This is a genomic window from Photobacterium atrarenae (assembly GCF_024380015.1).
Classification (GTDB): domain Bacteria; phylum Pseudomonadota; class Gammaproteobacteria; order Enterobacterales; family Vibrionaceae; genus Photobacterium; species Photobacterium atrarenae.
In genome coordinates, this window is the sequence record NZ_CP101509.1 from 236,037 (window position 1) to 253,502 (window position 17,466).

Consider the following 17,466-nt stretch of genomic DNA (forward strand, 5'->3'; position numbering starts at 1 on the left):
TCAAGCGGATTCTATTGACTCTATCTGCGTGTCACAAGAAAGAAACACAGCTAAAAAGGAAACACTGCGTTTATAAGCAGAAACAATTAAACGATTGCCTAACCGTTTGCGCCGAATGCAACTGCGGAGCGCCGGTTTCCCCCGCCGTCCTGGATCGTATGGCTCCTCGCCTCAATGACCGTGAGCATCAGGTCCGGAATTGGCCGACCATGTCTTCAAGCTGGCTACATTGTTGAGTTAAGGCAGCAAAGGCCTGTTCTGTCGCTCTAACCCTGTCGACCATTTCGGTACTCATTTGAGCAATTGCCTGCACATTGTGGTTGATGTTATCACTGACCTGACTCTGCTCGGTCGCGGCAGTCGCGATTTGCAAGTTCATCTCATTGATCACCGCCACCGATTCACTGATCGCATCAATCGACTGGTTGGCGCTATTGGCTTTTTCAACCGTTAAAGTACCACTTTCACGGCTCGATTCCATCGCCTGAACCGCAGCGCGGGCGCCTTGCTGCAGACGCTCGATCATCTTCTGGATCTCGCCTGTGCTGTCTTGTGTTTTACTGGCCAAGGTCCGGACTTCATCCGCCACGACCGCAAACCCGCGCCCCTGCTCGCCGGCCCGGGCAGCCTCTATTGCAGCATTGAGCGCCAACAGATTGGTTTGTTCGGCAATCCCTCGAATCACATCCAGAATCGAAGCGATATTCCCGACATCCCGCTCCAGCTCACCAATCACCTCGCAGGAAGATTCAATTTCACCGGCCAGCTGGTGAATCGAGGTGACGGTGTCGGTCAACACGGTGCGCGTGGTTGCCGATTCCTGACTGGCCTTCTGCGTCGCCTGGGCTGCATCATTAGCATGCTGGCTGACATTGTCACTGGTCAGGCTCATTTCCTGAACGGCCGTCGCCGCTAAAGCACTTTCTTCCTGCTGACGGGATGTAGTCGTGACCACCCCCTGCGTTTCATCCTGAATTTTCACCGTCTCATGACGAACAGCCTCCAAGGTCAACGCTACCTCAATCATGGTACAGTGGATCCGGGAAACAAATTCATTGAAGGCATTTGCCAGTTCGCCGATTTCATCTTTTCCGTCCGCTTCAATCCGCTGGGTTAAATCCCCGTGGCCGACCGCAATGTCCTTCATAGCCGTTGTCAGCCGCTTCATCGGGGCACTGACCCACGTGGACATGACCCAGGCCACCAACAAAGACAGGGCAACCACAAAAACAATCCCGAACTCCATCAGGAATGTGACGGTAGCCATTTCGCGATGCATGAGTTGCAGTAACTGTGACTGAGCCTGCTTGATCTCAGCCTCCATCGCCTGGATTTCATCATTAAGCCGAGTTTGCGCCGTATTTATTTCCGTCAGATGCAGCGCATGATAGTTTGCTGCACTGTCGGGGCGCTGCGCAATGGCCTGATAGTGCTTGAACCAAGCCGCATAGGACGACTCCAGCGACTGCAGTCGCTGTTCATATTGCTCAGGCACAAAGCCAACGTCAATGAGCCGCCGGGCCGAAAGCAAGGCCGGCAGTGCCGCTTCACCACTTTGCTGCAACTTGAGCACATAACCGTTCACGAGCTGGGGATCGCGATTGGCCAGGACGATCCCCCGACCCGCAGCAACCACCTGAAAAATGTCATGATGGCCTGCGTTTATTTGCTCCAGCACGGGTTGCATTTCATCCGTCAGCAAAGCACCAGTGTCTGCTTGCTGTTTGGCAGCAAGCCCCACCCAGGCAAACAAGGTGGTAAATAGAATCACGACAACCAGTATCGGCACCACAAACTTCCAGCGAAAAGAAAGGCTTTTGAACCATGACATAGTTATTTCCCCGAGCTTAAAAAGATTGCACACTGAATCATCACATTAACGATTCACGGTGGCTGCATCCAGAAACAACCTACGTAACATGGTATATATCCGATTCCCTTCTTGAGTTTTATGAAACAGCGGTTTTTTATTACATCAAACTTGGCTAGCCATTACTCTATGAATACGAATGAATCTTAGTTCTTACCCATGAACTGCAATTATTACGATGCAAAAAAAATGTCATCAAGCGATGATTTTTCAGTCAAGATCAGCGCAGTCTCATCATTTTTTTCGTGTTACAATTAACATTATTTAATGTCTTGTCATTAATATATTGATACGCAACAGCCACTTGTGCTTTTATACTCCCGCTCAAAGAACAACACCTATAACAAACATCGTTAAAGTCAGGCTCATTCAGAATGTCCGCAAGTCACACCGTTCCCAATATTGCACAAGAAGTTACCTTTCCGGAAGGAGAACAACTGGTCTCAACCACGGATCTAAAAGGGGTGATTACCTATTGTAACCCTTCATTTTGCCGGGTCGCCGGCTACGGTGAGGAAGAGCTGATCGGCCAGAACCACAATATCATCCGTCATCCGGACATGCCGAAGGCTGCATTCGCAGATATGTGGGCCCGGCTACGCGAAGGCGATGCCTGGCGAGGCATTGTGAAAAACCGTACCAAGAGTGGTGGGTTTTACTGGGTAGATGCTTACGTCACCCCTATCTATGAACAGGGCAAGGTCACCGGCTACCAGTCCGTGCGAGTTAAGCCGCAAGCGCAATGGGTTCAGGTAGCAACAGCGGCCTATCACCAGCTGCTAAAAGCTGAAAAACGGGGTCGCCAACAAGCATTCACCCTGCCGGGTAGCTTCAAATATGGCGCCCTGGCGGGTGCCTGTGCTCTGCCAGCCGTCGCTGGATTGATGGCGAATGGATTTAGCCTCCAGAGCCTGCTCACTCTTGCCCCGCTGGCCGTCGTCGGCTTACTATTCCGCCAGGAGCTGGTTGAAACCCCGCTGCGTCTGAAAGAGCTTCGCCAGCAATATGACAGTATCAGCCGACTCATTTTCTCCGGTAACAACCAGTTTTCTGTCGCGGACTACCACCTGAAAATGGCCTCTGCGCGCATTCGAACAGTGCTGGGCCGGATGACTGACTCTGCGGTGCCATTGCATGATCTGTCTGATCAACTCAGCGATTCGGCCCACCGGGTAAATCAGGCCATTTCAACCCAGGACAGTAACATCCGCCATGTCGTCGATGCCATGAATAATATTGCCGACTCTGCCCGGACCGTCGCGTCCCATGCTTCGGATAGTAGCGCCCTGCTGGATGAAACGCGTTATCATTGTGATCAAACCCGTGATCAGCTCACGTCGACTCAGGGAAGTCTGCAAGCCTTGTCAGCGCAGGCCGAGCAAGCAACCGAAGCGACGCATCAACTTAGCAGCGAAGCGAGCAAAGTCAGCACCGTGATGACCGAAATCAACGGGATTGCCGAGCAAACCAACTTGCTGGCGCTGAACGCTGCCATCGAAGCAGCTCGTGCTGGCGAGCATGGTCGCGGTTTTGCCGTGGTTGCTGATGAAGTCCGTGCCCTGTCATCGCGCACCCAGACTGCGACGGAGCAAATCCAGACCAGCATTGCGCAAATGTTGCTGACCATTAACGAGTGGCAGTCGCTGATCGAAAGCAATCGGGACAAAACCAACGAGTGTGTCGATATCGCTGCCAAGGGCGCGGAATGCCTGGAACAGGTTGAACACAACATGCAGGCGATCAGTGCGTTAATTGGCCAGGTTTCCGGCTCGGCATCAGAGCAGGAGCACCTGTCAGATCAAACCAGCCAGCACGTCCACGCGATCGCGCAAGCTTCCCAACAAAATCTCAACGAAGTCAGCCAGGTCGAACATACCAGCCTGATGCTCAAAGAAAAGGTTGACGACTTCCATCAGCTCGCCGCTCGCTTCGAGGAAAAGTAATTGCCACCGCCGCCGCACTTTCTTGTGCGGCGGTCACTCCTCGCACACCGACAATGATACGCAGGTCCGATTCTCCGGCCACAAAACCGCGATTGCTTTCTTCCCAGACGTGCACTAACTGCGCAGCTGCGTTACCATTCGGGCTTCCCTCTGAGCCAGGTCCTTCTCCTTATGTATCAAGACACTCTGCAACACTACTTTGGATTCGACAGCCTTCGCCCCGGTCAGGAAGCGGTGATCACCCGCATACTCAAGGGTCAATCTGCTTGTGCCATCTTTCCAACCGGCTCCGGGAAATCACTCTGTTACCAGCTCCCGGCAGTCCAGCTGCCCCACCTCACCCTGGTGATCTCGCCCCTGCTGGCCCTGATGAAAGATCAGCTGGGGTTCCTGCACAGCAAGAACATCCCGGCTGCAACGATTGATTCCACCCAGAGCTGGGAAGAAAACCAGCAGGTGATGCAGGCTGTCCGGGATGGTACAGTCAAGGTCTTAATGATTTCTGTCGAGCGGCTGAACAACGAGCGCTTCCGTCAGTTTATCTCAAATATTCCGATTTCTTTGCTGGTCGTTGACGAAGCCCACTGTATTTCCGAATGGGGGCATAACTTCCGTCCGGATTACCTCAAACTGCCGCAGCACCGGGACTGGATGAAGATCCCGCAGGTCCTGTTGCTGACTGCGACCGCCACCCCGGCCGTGATCGACGATATGCGCGAGAAGTTCGCCATTGCCGAAGACAACGTTGTTGTGACCGGCTTCTATCGCCCGAACCTGGATTTAACCATCACCCCGGTTGAAGAGGCGCAAAAGCAGCATGCATTGCTCGAGCAACTCTCTCCGACGCAGCCCACTATCGTCTACGTAACGTTGCAAAAAACGGCGGAAGACTTGGCTCAATGGCTGAGCCAGCATGGATTTCAGGCCCGGGCCTATCATGCCGGGATGGATGCAGAACGCCGCCAGCACATTCAGCAGGCATTTATGAACGGCGACTGCCAATGCATCATTGCCACCATTGCTTTCGGGATGGGGATCGATAAAGCTGATATCCGCCGGGTCATTCACTATGATCTGCCCAAATCCATCGAGAATTACAGCCAGGAAATCGGCCGCGCCGGACGAGATGGCCAGACCTCCCATTGTACCGTGCTCGCGAATAAGTCCAGCCTTAATGTGCTGGAAAACTTCGTCTACGGAGACACGCCGGACCTGGCAGCTATCGATGCCGTCCTGGCGCAAATCCAGAATACAAATGGCCCTTGGGAAGTGATCCTGTCACGTTTATCCCGAGACACCAACATTCGCCTGCTGCCACTGAAAACCTTGCTGGTGTACCTGGAAGTCCACGGTATTATCGAACCCCAGTACACCTATTTTGCCGATTACCGCTTCAAACCCGTCATGGCGCTGGATGCCATCGTGGCGCAGTTCCAGGGCGAGCGGCAACAATTTGTCAGCCAGATCTTTGCCTGTTCACCGAAAGCGCGGACCTGGCATACGGTTGACTTTGATGCCTTATGGCAACATGCCCAGGCCGAGCGCAAGCGCGTGGTTGCCGCGATTGATTTCTTCAGCGAAAAAGGCTGGATTGAACTGGAAAGCAAGCAAATGACCGATGTCTTCCGGGTTCTGGAACCGAATTTTGACCGCGCCGCGCTGGCCGGCAGCCTTTATCAGCTATTCAAGAACAAAGAAGACAATGAAATTGGTCGGATCCAACACATGATTAGCTTTTTCGAAAGCAAACAGTGCCTCAGTCATTCGCTGGCGCACTACTTTGCCGACCACCGCGCCCCTGAGCAATGCGGCCATTGCTCTGTATGTCGGGGGGATGCTGCCACGCTGCCAGCAAACGAAGCCCAGCCGGAAGTTTCGGCCAATATGCTTCAGGCTTGGTGCGATCCATTTCTGACGGCCTGCCAATCGCCCCCATCCACAGCAGCCGTCACCCGGTTTCTCAGTGGTATGTCCTCGCCGCTGAACACCCAACTCAAAGCACGGCAGATGGGCGGGTTCGCCAAGCTGGAAGCCTATCCGTTCCGGCAAGTCCGGGATCATGTTGCCCGCCTGTACCCAGATCTGCCGGAGTAACTTGCTGAGATGTCGGGGAAAGGCTCAGCCCCGACATCTGGTATAGACCTAAGCATTTCAATTTTAAGAAAAAAATGACATCATTTTGAAATATTCCGGCAACACCAAGGTCTTGATCACAGGTTCACTCAAACCACCCAGCTTACCGAAGGCGGTAAGTTAAGGAGCCAATGATGATCAAGCTACTCAGTGCTGTTGTACTCGCGGGGATGAGCCTGTCCGTTCAAGCCTTCTCCTGGACATCCTATCAAGACACACGCCACTTCACTGCCGCAGCAGGCAGTGACAAGGCACAGGTCACTCAGCAGGGTGTTTCGCTCAGCAAGACCATTCAAACCGCAACGCCTCGACAGCTGAAAAGATCACTGGGGATTTATGACCATGGCTTGCGTTCCCGGTCGGTCAATGTCAGCCAAACCCAACTCGTCGTACAGGAATTTTTCACACAATCCGGTACCCCGCAATATCAGGCGATCGTCAAAGTCAGCTACAACTACGATGTCCAGAACCGCAGTAGAGATTAACTTACAGGTTCTGTACGACCCGATACGTTTGTCAGAGCACGTCGGTTCAAGCCGAAGCAAAGAGAGTACAGATGTACTCTCTTCTTTCTCCGGCACTAGCAACATTCCTTTTCGAACAAAAGTTTTATTTCGAGCGTATTATATTCGTTCATAATCACAACCCTCTATCCCCCAAGAGCATCGGCTTTCATTGTCTCATAGCGTATGGAGTAGCTTGTTGCGCCCAGAATAGCCCTACTCAGGGTGCCGACTTGTGGGAATATCACTGATGACACCTGCTACAGCCTCACTCATCTTGCATGCTCACTTGATCATCAAATTGCGAACACACGCAGCAACCAAACGCTCAAATGAGCGACAAAAGTCACAATATAGACACAAAAACGAAAACAAAATGTTCGGTTTGTGTACATTATCGCTCCAAATGACCTATATTATGTTTCGAGGGTGTTAACAAAACACACTTTCACAACATAACAAGGACAATATGTGGTCATTGAAGAGGAAGGAATATGAGCCATCATGATAGAAAAACCCTGACCGGGGAATGCATCGCAGAGTTTATCGGCACCGGATTGCTGATCTTTTTTGGTGTCGGCTGTGTCGCCGCCCTGGTTCTGGCCGGTGCCAGTTTTGGGCAATGGGAAATCAGCATCACCTGGGGCCTTGGGGTGACCATTGCCATCTACTGTACTGCCGGTGTTTCCGGTGCCCATATCAACCCAGCCGTGACCATCGCTCTGGCTTTGTTCCATGGCTTTGATAAGCGCAAAGTGGCGCCGTACATTGCTGCGCAATTACTGGGCGCATTCAGTGCAGCCGCCCTGGTCTATAGCCTGTACAGCAACTTATTTGCGGACTATGAAGCGACGCACAACATTATTCGAGGCACGGAAGCGAGCCTGGCGACCGCAGGCATCTTCTCGACCTATCCACACTCTGCGCTCAGCTTCATGGGGGCCTTTGCGGTTGAGATGGTGATCACCGCTGTCCTGATGTTCGCCATTCTGGCCATTGGCGATGAAAAGAATGGCACGCCGCGCGGCGCAATGGGGCCATTGCTGATCGGGCTTTTGATTGCCGTGATTGGTGGCTCACTGGGCCCACTAACGGGTTTTGCCATGAACCCTGCCCGCGACTTTGGGCCGAAATTTTTTGCCTATCTGGCTGGGTGGGGTGATATCGCACTAACCGGTGGTAAGGATATCCCTTACTTCATCGTCCCAATCCTGGCACCAATCATGGGGGCATCCTTCGGAGCCTGGCTGTACCCGAAAGCCATTGCCATGTACCTGCCACAAGCTGAACCGGCACAGCGCTCAGACGCAACACCTGCTGAACTCACGAAATAAGCCTGATTATAAAGAAGAGGAAGAAAGATAATGAACGCCGAGAAGAAATATATTGTCGCGCTGGATCAAGGCACTACCAGCTCACGCGCTGTCATTCTCGACCACGATGCCAATATCGTCAGCACCGCACAACGCGAGTTTACCCAGATTTACCCCAATGCCGGTTGGGTAGAGCATGATCCGCTGGAGATTTATGCCACCCAAAGCTCAACCCTAACCGAGGCCCTGGCCAAGGCTGAGATTCGTACCGATGAAGTGGCGGCGATCGGGATCACCAACCAACGTGAAACCACGATTGTCTGGGATAAAAACACCGGCAAACCTGTCTACAACGCGATTGTCTGGCAGTGCCGTCGTACAGCTGAAATCTGTGAAGAACTGAAGTCTCAAGGTCTGGAAGACTATATCAAGGAAAACACCGGTCTGGTGCTGGATCCTTACTTCTCAGGCACCAAGGTCAAATGGATCCTGGACAATGTCGAGGGCGCCCGTGAGAAAGCTGAAGCCGGTGAGTTGTTATTCGGCACGGTTGATACCTGGCTGACCTGGAAAATGACCCAGGGTCAGGTTCATGTCACTGACTACACCAACGCCTCCCGTACCATGTTGTTTAACATCAATACTCTGGAATGGGACGAAAAGCTGTTAAAAGCGTTCGATATCCCATTAAGCATGATGCCGTCTGTTCGTAAATCATCTGAGATCTACGGCATGGCGAACCTGGGTGGTAAAGGCGGCACACGGATCCCGATTGCGGGTATCGCAGGCGATCAACAGGCTGCTCTGTTTGGCCAGATGTGCGTGACCTCCGGTCAGGCGAAGAATACCTACGGTACCGGCTGCTTCCTGCTGATGAATACCGGGAAGAACAAAGTAACCTCTTCCAACGGCCTGCTGACAACCCTGGCCTGCGGCCCGGAAGGCGATGTCAGCTACGCGCTGGAGGGTGCCGTATTCATGGCCGGCGCCTCGATTCAGTGGCTGCGTGACGAGATGAAACTGATCAACGACGCGCGGGATACCGAATACTTTGCCGAAAAAGTAGAGACAGCCAATGGTGTTTACGTCATTCCGGCCTTTACCGGACTGGGCGCACCATACTGGGATGCCTACGCCCGCGGTACAATTGTGGGCCTGACACGCGGCGTGAATGCCAATCATATCATCCGCGCAACGCTGGAAAGTATCGCTTATCAGGCTCGTGATGTGCTGGATGCGATGCAAGCGGATTCCGGTATTACCCTCGACAGCCTGAAAGTCGATGGTGGTGCAGTGGCCAATAACTTCCTGATGCAGTTCCAGGCTGATCTGCTTGATACGGAAGTTCACCGTCCTGTGGTCACCGAAGTCACAGCACTGGGCGCTGCTTATCTGGCCGGTATGGCGGTTGGTTTCTGGCAGGATCTGGACGAAGTGAAAGAGAAAGCCAAACTGGATCGCCTGTTCATACCAGATGGCGATCAACAAAAACGAGAGCGCCGTTACTCAGGCTGGAAACGGGCTGTATCCTGCTCTCGTGGTTGGATTGAGCACTAATACCAATCGCAGTAAATAACTGGTCATCCTAGCTCGCTAAAATGCTCGATAACTGCGTTAGAATTTTTGATTGTAGAATAACTACTTATCAAAAAATTCTGCCTTGTTCTCAAACATTTTTCCTACGCTATTTCTGATCACTTACTTACTTTGATTGGTATAATCCACAAAGGCTTGCGACCCAATTCAGACCCGCCTTAGGCGGGTCTGTTACCACCAACGCCCAATACACGCACTTATATTCCCTATCGCAAATAAGCCTGTAATTTGTTTTAGGTCATAGCGATCCGGATCACATCGCATTAGACTCTCGGATATATCGGTACAGATCATGAAGAGATCACTATGGCAAACGAAGAACTGGACTACCAAACCTGCGAAGCATGCGGTGTTTCCGCCGAAATGGGCTTTATTATCAAAGAAGGTGATGATGTCGCCGAAGTACAGATTACAGGTCAGGGAAAAGCGGTTCTCGAAGCCGAATTACAGCGCTATCTTGCCCTGGCCGCTGAAGTCAATGCAAACTTCAAGTACGAAGCTTCGCAGATTGATGAAAACAGCCAGACATTACAGGCCCGGCTGCAATTTGAGTGCAGCGCTGAAAAACTCATTTTCGAGCTGAAAAGTCGCTCACTGGCGAAATAAGATCACCCCCGGTCGCCTTTATGGCGGCCGCACTCATTTCACCTGCCCCTCACCGACGGCTCGATATAGTATCGCCAAACCGAATATACTGGTCTGAGGTGACCTTCAATTCATTCGCGTCTATTATTAATGAAAGCGCATATGCAATATCTTGCGTTTTTATACTGGTAAATCCCCTCACTTTGTATGACAATACAAGCACAATGTGCCCACATGTGCATATCGTCAGGTTGACATGGAATAAAGGAATCGTCCGATGAAGAGTCAAAGAGCAAAAGTGATTGCCAATTGGAAACCCACCAATGAGCGAGAATCCGCAGCAATGAAAGAGCTACTGATGCAGGAAATGGGCGTAAGCACGGAACACCATCAGGGTGGTACAGGCAAAGTTGCGCCAAACTCGGGCCGGATGGTTCGCTAACCCCAGAGCTGTCCATCACGCCATGAAAATCACGCAGTGCAATCGGCGCTGCGTTTTTGTTGCCGCTTTACTTTGTCTGTGCTGTCTTAAGTTGGCTGGTTTAATTCGAAGCGCTTTTCTGAGATGGCTTATCCAACTGATGCCAAGTTAAGCGGCCATTGGTTTCAAACTGATTCTCAGCCTGACAAACCAGCTGCGTTGTCCCCACGATCACAATCGAACCGCGAGAGTACTCTTTGCCGCCGTACCAACAGATCCGGTGGTCGACACCTTTGGGGTGGATCTCCACCTTCGGTGTAGCCGTTGAAATCGACTGCTGCGCGACAGCAACCGGGAGCACCGTACCGACAAGCAGCCCAAAGCCCAGACAGCCTGTCTTGAAGCCAAACATATACGTTCTCATTTGATTATTCACCTGGAATTGACGGGAGCCGGATACCCGCCCCGTGTTATTCATAGCAGGGATCCTGAAAATTCACGACCGGGATGCGCAATTTTGTACAAACGCCTTCCAAAAATCTCCGATATACTGAGCCGAGGACGCTCGACAGGAAATTCGCCAGCATGACGCCAGCTCAGAACCATCAACATACAACACTGCAGCCTGCCAAAGAGCTGGCCACTTACCGCGTGGCCCAGGAGCTGGGCGGTATTGAGTTACTGAATGCCCACTATCATCGCCAGAATTTCTCTCGCCACAGCCACGAGGGCTATACCGTTGGGGTGATTGAGAACGGCGCCCAGAAGTTTTACCGCACCGGCGGTAACCACGTTGCCCCGCAAAACAGCATCATTCTGGTCAACGCCGATGAAATTCATAACGGCCATTCAGCGACAGAAGGCGGCTGGTCTTATCAAGCCATGTATCCCCTGCCGGGGCAATTTGAAGCAATTAGCCGGGAGCTGACGGTTAGCACTGCCCGAAGTGGCGCTCCGTACTTTCCATCCCCGGTCGTTGATGATCCGGAGCTGGCCAACCAGCTCCGGCTTGTCTTCAACACCCTGGAGCACTCGACCAACCGGCTGTTGCGTGAAACGCTGCTCTATGGTGTCCTGACCAAGCTCATGTGTAAGCACGGCTGCCAGCCGGGTCTGCCGGGTGAGTCACCCAAAGCCCAACAGCAGGTGAAGCGGGTGAAAGAGTTTCTTGATGATTTCCCAAGTGCAGATGTGTCGCTGCAAGAGCTTGCTAACCTGGCCTCCTTCAGCCCATATCACCTGGTCCGAGCGTTCCAGAAAGTCTATGGTTTACCGCCCCACGGCTATCAAATCCAGTCCCGCCTGCGACTGGCCAAAAAGCTGATCCGGCAGGGACATACACTGTCAGACGCGGCACAAGAAGCCGGCTTTCATGATCAAAGCCACCTCCATCGCCATTTTAAAAAAGCCATGGGCGTCACCCCCGGCCAGTTCGCGAAGCAGGTCAATACCTAACCTGATATTCCTGATACACAGCCCGCAAATTGCGCAACAACGTACAAGTTTACATGCCCCTTATCAAATAAGGTACAGACTCAACAAACCAATAAGAATTGAGACTCCATGCAAACACCAAACTCTGTTGAAGCGACGGGCTACGGGCCCGACGACATGGCACTAGCCCCGACACAACAAGGTTCCACAGCCGAAACGGCGGCCACCGAATCCAAATTGGCCCAGTTCCGACAAGGCGCGCTGGCCGTCACACCACTGTGTATTGCCGTGATCCCCTGGGGGCTTCTGGCCGGCTCATTCGCAATCGATATTGGACTGGATCCCTTTCAGAGCCAGGCTTTATCAGCCATTGTCTTTGCCGGTTCTGCCCAGTTGGTTGCCACCGGCCTGTTGAAAGTCGGGGCCGGGCTGGCAACCTTGCTGCTGACAACGCTAATCATTACCTCCCGTCATTTGCTCTACAGTATCAGTATGCGCGATAAAGTCAGCCCGCTACCGCTCAAGTGGCGTCTGGGGCTTGGGTTCTTGCTGACTGATGAGCTGTTTGCTTTGTGTGGCCATCAATCCCCCAAGCAATTTAACCGCTGGTACGCGCTCGGGGCAGGCCTGTGGTTTTATCTGTGCTGGAACCTGGCTTCATTTGCCGGAATCGTCGCTGGCAAGTTTATTCCCAACCTCGACAGCCTTGGCCTCGACTTTGCTATTGCCGCAACCTTCATCGCACTGGTTGTACCTGCCATTAAGAATATTTCAGTCCTGGTATCCGTGGTGGTCGCAATGATCGCTTCGGTCCTTTGCCAAGCATACCAAGTTGAAGGCGGCCTGATGCTGGCCAGCCTATCTGCCATGGTCGCCGGTTACAGTTATAATAAATTCCTCGGCGGTCCGGTTTCCCAGCAACCTGAAGGAGGCAAGTCATGATTTGGGTTTCAATCGGGGCGATGGCCCTGTTGGTCTTTGCCAGCCGTTATCTCTTTCTAGCCCCCGGATTACCGATCAAACTGAGTGCTGAAACCCAGAAGTTACTAAGCTATTCAAGTCCTGCAGTATTGACAGCTATTTTGGCGCCCATCGTGTTTCTGCCGGAGGGTGAAGTCGCCCTGTCCTGGACCAACCCGTACTTAGTAGCAGCGATCACCGCTGTGCTGCTGGCCTGGAAACTCAAAAACGTCCTACTGACCACCGTACTTAGTATGGCCCTATTTTTCCTGCTATCGGCCTGGTAAGCAAAATGCCTGAGCCTCCCGCCCCAATCGGACTCGTCCCGGTGGGGCGAAAATGGGACTGGTCAGCTCAGGTTGCAGCGCTGCACTATACAACAATCTGATAATCAGCCGATAAATGAGCAACCACAGCACTATGGTTGCCATGCTTTCGAAATCTATCCTAGGTGTACAAAACAAAAAGCCGATATGGAGCCCAAAGCATGACCAAGATTAACCATGATGAACCACCCAAATCTCATCAACATTCTCACGCGTGTCCGGAAAGGGAGCAGGTGTTGGTTTGGGACGAAACCAAAGCTAGATCCTACGCCGAAGCGTATGGCAACTGGCCCACCAACCGTTTGGCTGTCGCGGCGATCCCCTTTAAGGCCGATGACCGTTTGTTAGATATTGGCTGTGGCAGTGGCACCGCGCTCCGAGAGGCTTCTCGATTAATTACCTCGGGGGCACTGCTCGGCATTGACCCCAGCGCAGCAATGCTTGAGATCGCGAAGGCTCAAACCAAGACTCATCCAGCCGGGACGCGTGTTCAGTATTTGACCGGGGCTGCGGAGGCACTCCCCTTAGATGACGGCAGCATATCAGTCGCACTGGCCATCAACACATTCCATCATTGGCTGGACCCGGCGCAGGGGCTCGCTGAGGTACTACGGGTATTAGAGCCAGGTGGCTATCTTTATATCGCTGAGGACCACGAGGTGATGGCCTGGCATCAAAACGATGCAAACCACCTTCTCAAGCAAATAGAGGACGCCGGCTTTTTTCGACTGAAACGGCAAACCCTGGCCGAGGGAGAAATTGCTTTCGAATTACTCAGAGCGCAAAAGCCTTAGCCATCCATTGCATCCCCTGAATCAGGCGTGACTTGAGTGCTCTCGGTAGTCAGACAGCAATGGCTACCGGGGCTAATCTCCGCCCACGAAGCGAACGCCCATTTCTCATCAACATCATGCCTGTTTTTCTTTTATGGGCGGATCTGTCACACAAAAATGCACCCATTTTATGCTTGTTCACAGTGGAATCATCAATGAATAAAGTATCCAGCCTTATTTTATATAGCATGAAGACAATTCTGTTCGTTTTCGTCCTGCCCTTCATGACCGGATCCTGGCTCGTGAACTGGCTCGTCCAGGTGTTTCTTCAATAGCCTCCGCGACGTACTGTGGCCCAGGGTGGCTCAGATAGCCCCGGCTCTACCCGCATCGGTGCTGAACGGATATAGCGAGTCCGGTTGATATTTTCCACAAAGCCTAGAGCCCCACCCCGTAAAAAAATATTCTGTTGAAAACTAAAAATGCGCTGATTTTTACACAACCAACGCCCTGCTCCCCCTGGCTGTTGCAAGTTAAAGTATCGACCAATGATACAACGACATGAGAGAACAACATGGACTTTGGGAATGATCCGATAAAACACTTATTTTTCAAATTATATTGGCCGACATTAACCGGCATGCTGACCATGGCAGCCTACCAGGTCGCTGATGGTATTATTGTCGGTTATGGTGTCGGCACGATGGGTTTAGCGGGCATCAGCATGAGCTTTCCGGTATTAATGGTCGCCATTTCACTGGCCATGTTATTTGGCATTGGCAGCAGTATGGTTGTCGCTATCAAACTTGGAGAAAATCAACCCACTGAAGCTAACCGTGTTTTCCACTATGGTTGCAGCTTCTCTGTTTTGATATCTACTGCATTCACTGGTGTGTTGCTGATCTGGATGGATATGTGGGTTGATCTGCTTGGTGCCAATGCTGACATCCAACCTTACCTTAGGGAGTACCTAATCTATTGGGCTATATTCTTGCCGACGCTGTTCCTACGGTTTAGCTTCAGTTTCTTTATCAATAACGACAAATCGCCTCATGTTTCACGAAATGCCAATATATTATCCAGCATTTTAAACGTCTTGCTCGATCTGCTGTTCGTACTCGTGTTTGAATGGGAATTAAAAGGAGCCGCCATCGCGACGGGCATTGCTCAAACTGTGGCCGTCATTTATATGGGATACCATTTCTACCTGGGGAAGCAGCAGCTCTCATTCACAAGTTATAAATTTAAGGTCCGCGATCATGAGCAGAAAAGAATTTTAAAATTAGGCTTTCCTATTTTTATTGCGGAGATCTCAGGCGCCTTGGCTTTTGCCCTGCTGAACAGAGTCGCGATTTCTCAAGGCGGTAGTGAGGCGGGCGCGGCATTAGCCACGATTAGCTTTACCCTGTTTTTCGTCATGAAGTTCCTGGTTGGTGTTGCTTTCTCGGTACAACCGGTCTTTGGTTTTAATCACGGTGCTAAAAACCATCAACGCATCGAAGAGTTACTCGGTTTTTCATTGAAGTTTGTCTTTGTCATTGGCGGTTTGGCTTACATCTTCATCTACTTGTTCGCCGGGGAAATCGTCAGTCTGTTCAATGTAGTGAACCCAGAAGAAGTTGCACTTGCAACTCAGGCACTGGCCCTGTTCTATCCTGCGACAGCTTTTATGGGAGCGAATTTAGTCCTGGGATCCTATTTTCAGTCGGTGGAAAAAGTAAAGATTGCAACCAACTTGGCGCTGCTTCGAGGTATTGTCTTCGTCTCGCTATTTTTAATGCTGTTACCAACAGCCTTCGGTTTAACGGGCGTGTGGCTGGCGATACCACTGGCTGAGTTCGTGACCTTTGTCGTCACCCTTCCTTTCATTTCACTGAAGAAAACAGCGCAGTACGCCTAAACCACACGATAACCCAGCGGCTTGCCAGATATACCAATCACAGCGAGTAAGTGATCAGACATAGCGTCAGAAAAATGCTGAGAACAAAGTGGGATTTTTCGAGCAGTCGTTATCCTACAATCAAAGATTGTAACGCAGTCAACGGGCATTTTAACAAGCCAGGGTGACCGCTTATTGAGGACGATTGGTATTAGTTGCTGGGTTTCGTTGCCTGTTTCTTGCGCCATTGAGCTGGAGTCTGCCCTGTCACCTTCTTAAATTGCCGGATAAAGTGGGTCATATCTTTCCAATCTAACTCGGCAGCCACCTCCTGAACCGTTAGAGAGCTGTGAGATAATCGGCTCGAGGCTTTCTTGATTCTAGCCTGGCAGATCCACTCTCCAACCGTAAAACCGGTTTCCTTCTTCACCATCGTCGCCACATGGGAAGGCACACGGTGAACGGCATCCGCAACATCTTTCAGCGAAATGGCACCATGGCAGTTTTGATGAATAAATCTCAGTGCTTCTGACGCCAGCTTGCTCACCGGGGGATGCGTGCTCTCCAATGCCATACCACGGTAAATATCGCCAAAAATGATTGACAGATAGGAGCGCAGTAAAGGGGGAGATTCAGCGCCTGATTGCTGGCTTTCATCACTCAATGCTTGCACAAGCTGGATCAACAAAGGGATCCGCGCCGGCTCAACGGGCACAGTCGGAAGAGAGCCATCGATTACCCGCTGAAAAGGCTCCATCAGCAGACTGGCTTCATCAATGCCCAAGCAGCCGGTACAAAAAGAAACCAAGTACATCTCAACATGCGTAGCACTTAAAGTTCTGTGCGGCACGCCGGGAGGGATCATGATCATAGCAGGGGCAACAATCCTGATATCTGTGCCATAAACCATCTCGATCACACCTTGGGTCAGTAAAGCCAGTCGGTGCTCCGGATGATGGGCGGTGTGGCTGTGCTCTTCAAATGACAAGTCCCTGAAGTGATCGACTTTAACGTGGTGGATTTTATCCGGCAGCATGTCTCTTAACCTAAATCTGAATATATGCCGATTTTACCTCATCCCCCACTCTATTACACCGGCATGGATAAATTAAAATATTAATATTGGCACGTCGCCAAACAACATCACTTGTGAGAAGAACACGGATGCGGTTTTCCATAAACAAGCATCTCTGTCAAAGGAATCGTGACCATGACTCAAAAATCCTGGCAAATTCGCCAAGCCTGCCAAGCAGATGCCGATCGATTAACTCAGTGTATGCACCATGCTTACCGTCAATTGAACGCGGCATATGGTGGACAAGCGCTGCCTCCGATGCAAGTCGACTACGCAGAAGAGATCCGTTTATATCCGGTATGGGTCGCTTACGCGGGTGATACTTTAGTCGGCGGACTAATTCTGATCCACGAGCAGGATTACACAACCATTGCCAATGTTGCCGTTCACCCTGATTTTCAGGGGTATGGTCTCGGCCGGGGATTGATTGAATTTGCACAGCAGCAAGCAGCGCAGCATGGCCATCAAGCGCTACGGCTGGTTACGCACCAGGCATTCACAGAAAACATCAACCTCTATACTTACCTCGGTTGGAAAGTCGACAAGCATCAAGAAAACAAGATATTTATGACCAAAACACTGCCAACAACAAACGTTGTCGGATCAACCAGTTGAGTTCATGTTGCCACGGCTGTGCGGCAACAATGGTCTGCCC

16 protein-coding genes are annotated in these 17,466 nt (G+C 51.6%); 13 read left to right on the top strand and 3 right to left on the bottom strand.

Features of this window, described 5'->3' with window-relative positions; genetic code table 11:
• Positions 1-187: 187 nt before the first annotated feature.
• Positions 188-1,831, bottom strand: coding sequence for a methyl-accepting chemotaxis protein (locus NNL38_RS17295; RefSeq protein ID WP_255391675.1), 1,644 nt, complete (start codon positions 1,829-1,831; stop codon positions 188-190).
• A 413-nt stretch (positions 1,832-2,244) separates the two neighbouring features.
• Between NNL38_RS17295 and NNL38_RS17300 the strand changes: the two genes are divergently transcribed.
• The 7 genes from NNL38_RS17300 (at position 2,245) to NNL38_RS17330 (ending at position 10,385) form a co-directional block, all read left to right on the top strand.
• Positions 2,245-3,813 (top strand): methyl-accepting chemotaxis protein, encoded by a 1,569-nt coding sequence (locus NNL38_RS17300; RefSeq protein WP_255391676.1) that lies wholly within the window; start codon positions 2,245-2,247, stop codon positions 3,811-3,813.
• Between the two features lie 171 nt (positions 3,814-3,984).
• On the top strand, positions 3,985-5,907 hold the full coding sequence (locus tag NNL38_RS17305) for a RecQ family ATP-dependent DNA helicase (protein ID WP_255391677.1): 1,923 nt from the start codon (positions 3,985-3,987) through the stop codon (positions 5,905-5,907).
• A gap of 170 nt (positions 5,908-6,077) precedes the next feature.
• Positions 6,078-6,431, top strand: coding sequence for a DUF3316 domain-containing protein (locus NNL38_RS17310; RefSeq protein WP_255391678.1), 354 nt, complete (start codon positions 6,078-6,080; stop codon positions 6,429-6,431).
• A 512-nt stretch (positions 6,432-6,943) separates the two neighbouring features.
• Positions 6,944-7,783, top strand: a complete 840-nt coding sequence (locus NNL38_RS17315) for an MIP/aquaporin family protein (RefSeq protein ID WP_255391679.1) — start codon at positions 6,944-6,946, stop codon at positions 7,781-7,783.
• A 30-nt stretch (positions 7,784-7,813) separates the two neighbouring features.
• Positions 7,814-9,319, top strand: a complete 1,506-nt coding sequence (gene glpK / locus NNL38_RS17320) for a glycerol kinase GlpK (protein ID WP_255391680.1) — start codon at positions 7,814-7,816, stop codon at positions 9,317-9,319.
• A 345-nt stretch (positions 9,320-9,664) separates the two neighbouring features.
• A complete protein-coding gene (locus tag NNL38_RS17325) occupies positions 9,665-9,964 on the top strand; it encodes a DUF406 family protein (RefSeq protein WP_255391681.1) in 300 nt (99 codons plus the stop codon).
• A gap of 256 nt (positions 9,965-10,220) precedes the next feature.
• A complete protein-coding gene (locus tag NNL38_RS17330) occupies positions 10,221-10,385 on the top strand; it encodes a hypothetical protein (protein WP_255391682.1) in 165 nt (54 codons plus the stop codon).
• 100 nt (positions 10,386-10,485) lie between these two features.
• Here the strand turns inward: NNL38_RS17330 and NNL38_RS17335 are convergent, their stop codons facing one another.
• Complete coding sequence (locus NNL38_RS17335; protein ID WP_255391683.1) at positions 10,486-10,788, bottom strand: DUF1496 domain-containing protein; 303 nt, start codon at positions 10,786-10,788, stop codon at positions 10,486-10,488.
• A gap of 161 nt (positions 10,789-10,949) precedes the next feature.
• On the opposite strand from NNL38_RS17335, the gene NNL38_RS17340 reads away from it, so the two are divergent.
• The 5 genes from NNL38_RS17340 to NNL38_RS17360 all read left to right on the top strand — a co-directional run bounded on the left by NNL38_RS17340 (position 10,950) and on the right by NNL38_RS17360 (position 15,757).
• On the top strand, positions 10,950-11,819 hold the full coding sequence (locus tag NNL38_RS17340; protein WP_255391684.1) for an AraC family transcriptional regulator: 870 nt from the start codon (positions 10,950-10,952) through the stop codon (positions 11,817-11,819).
• Between the two features lie 156 nt (positions 11,820-11,975).
• Complete coding sequence (locus NNL38_RS17345; RefSeq protein ID WP_304414214.1) at positions 11,976-12,740, top strand: AzlC family ABC transporter permease; 765 nt, start codon at positions 11,976-11,978, stop codon at positions 12,738-12,740.
• Positions 12,737-13,045, top strand: coding sequence for an AzlD domain-containing protein (locus NNL38_RS17350; protein ID WP_255391686.1), 309 nt, complete (start codon positions 12,737-12,739; stop codon positions 13,043-13,045). Before NNL38_RS17345 ends, NNL38_RS17350 begins: the two co-directional genes overlap by 4 nt.
• A 200-nt stretch (positions 13,046-13,245) precedes the next feature.
• Positions 13,246-13,878, top strand: coding sequence for a class I SAM-dependent methyltransferase (locus NNL38_RS17355; protein WP_255391687.1), 633 nt, complete (start codon positions 13,246-13,248; stop codon positions 13,876-13,878).
• Positions 13,879-14,431: 553 nt separating this feature from the next.
• On the top strand, positions 14,432-15,757 hold the full coding sequence (locus tag NNL38_RS17360) for an MATE family efflux transporter (protein ID WP_255391688.1): 1,326 nt from the start codon (positions 14,432-14,434) through the stop codon (positions 15,755-15,757).
• Between the two features lie 190 nt (positions 15,758-15,947).
• Here the strand turns inward: NNL38_RS17360 and NNL38_RS17365 are convergent, their stop codons facing one another.
• Positions 15,948-16,772 carry a helix-turn-helix domain-containing protein gene (locus NNL38_RS17365; protein WP_255391689.1) on the bottom strand — a complete coding sequence of 275 codons (825 nt, stop codon included), beginning with the start codon at positions 16,770-16,772 and terminating at the stop codon, positions 15,948-15,950.
• A gap of 174 nt (positions 16,773-16,946) precedes the next feature.
• On the opposite strand from NNL38_RS17365, the gene NNL38_RS17370 reads away from it, so the two are divergent.
• Positions 16,947-17,426, top strand: a complete 480-nt coding sequence (locus NNL38_RS17370) for a GNAT family N-acetyltransferase (RefSeq protein ID WP_255391690.1) — start codon at positions 16,947-16,949, stop codon at positions 17,424-17,426.
• Positions 17,427-17,466 lie beyond the last annotated feature (40 nt).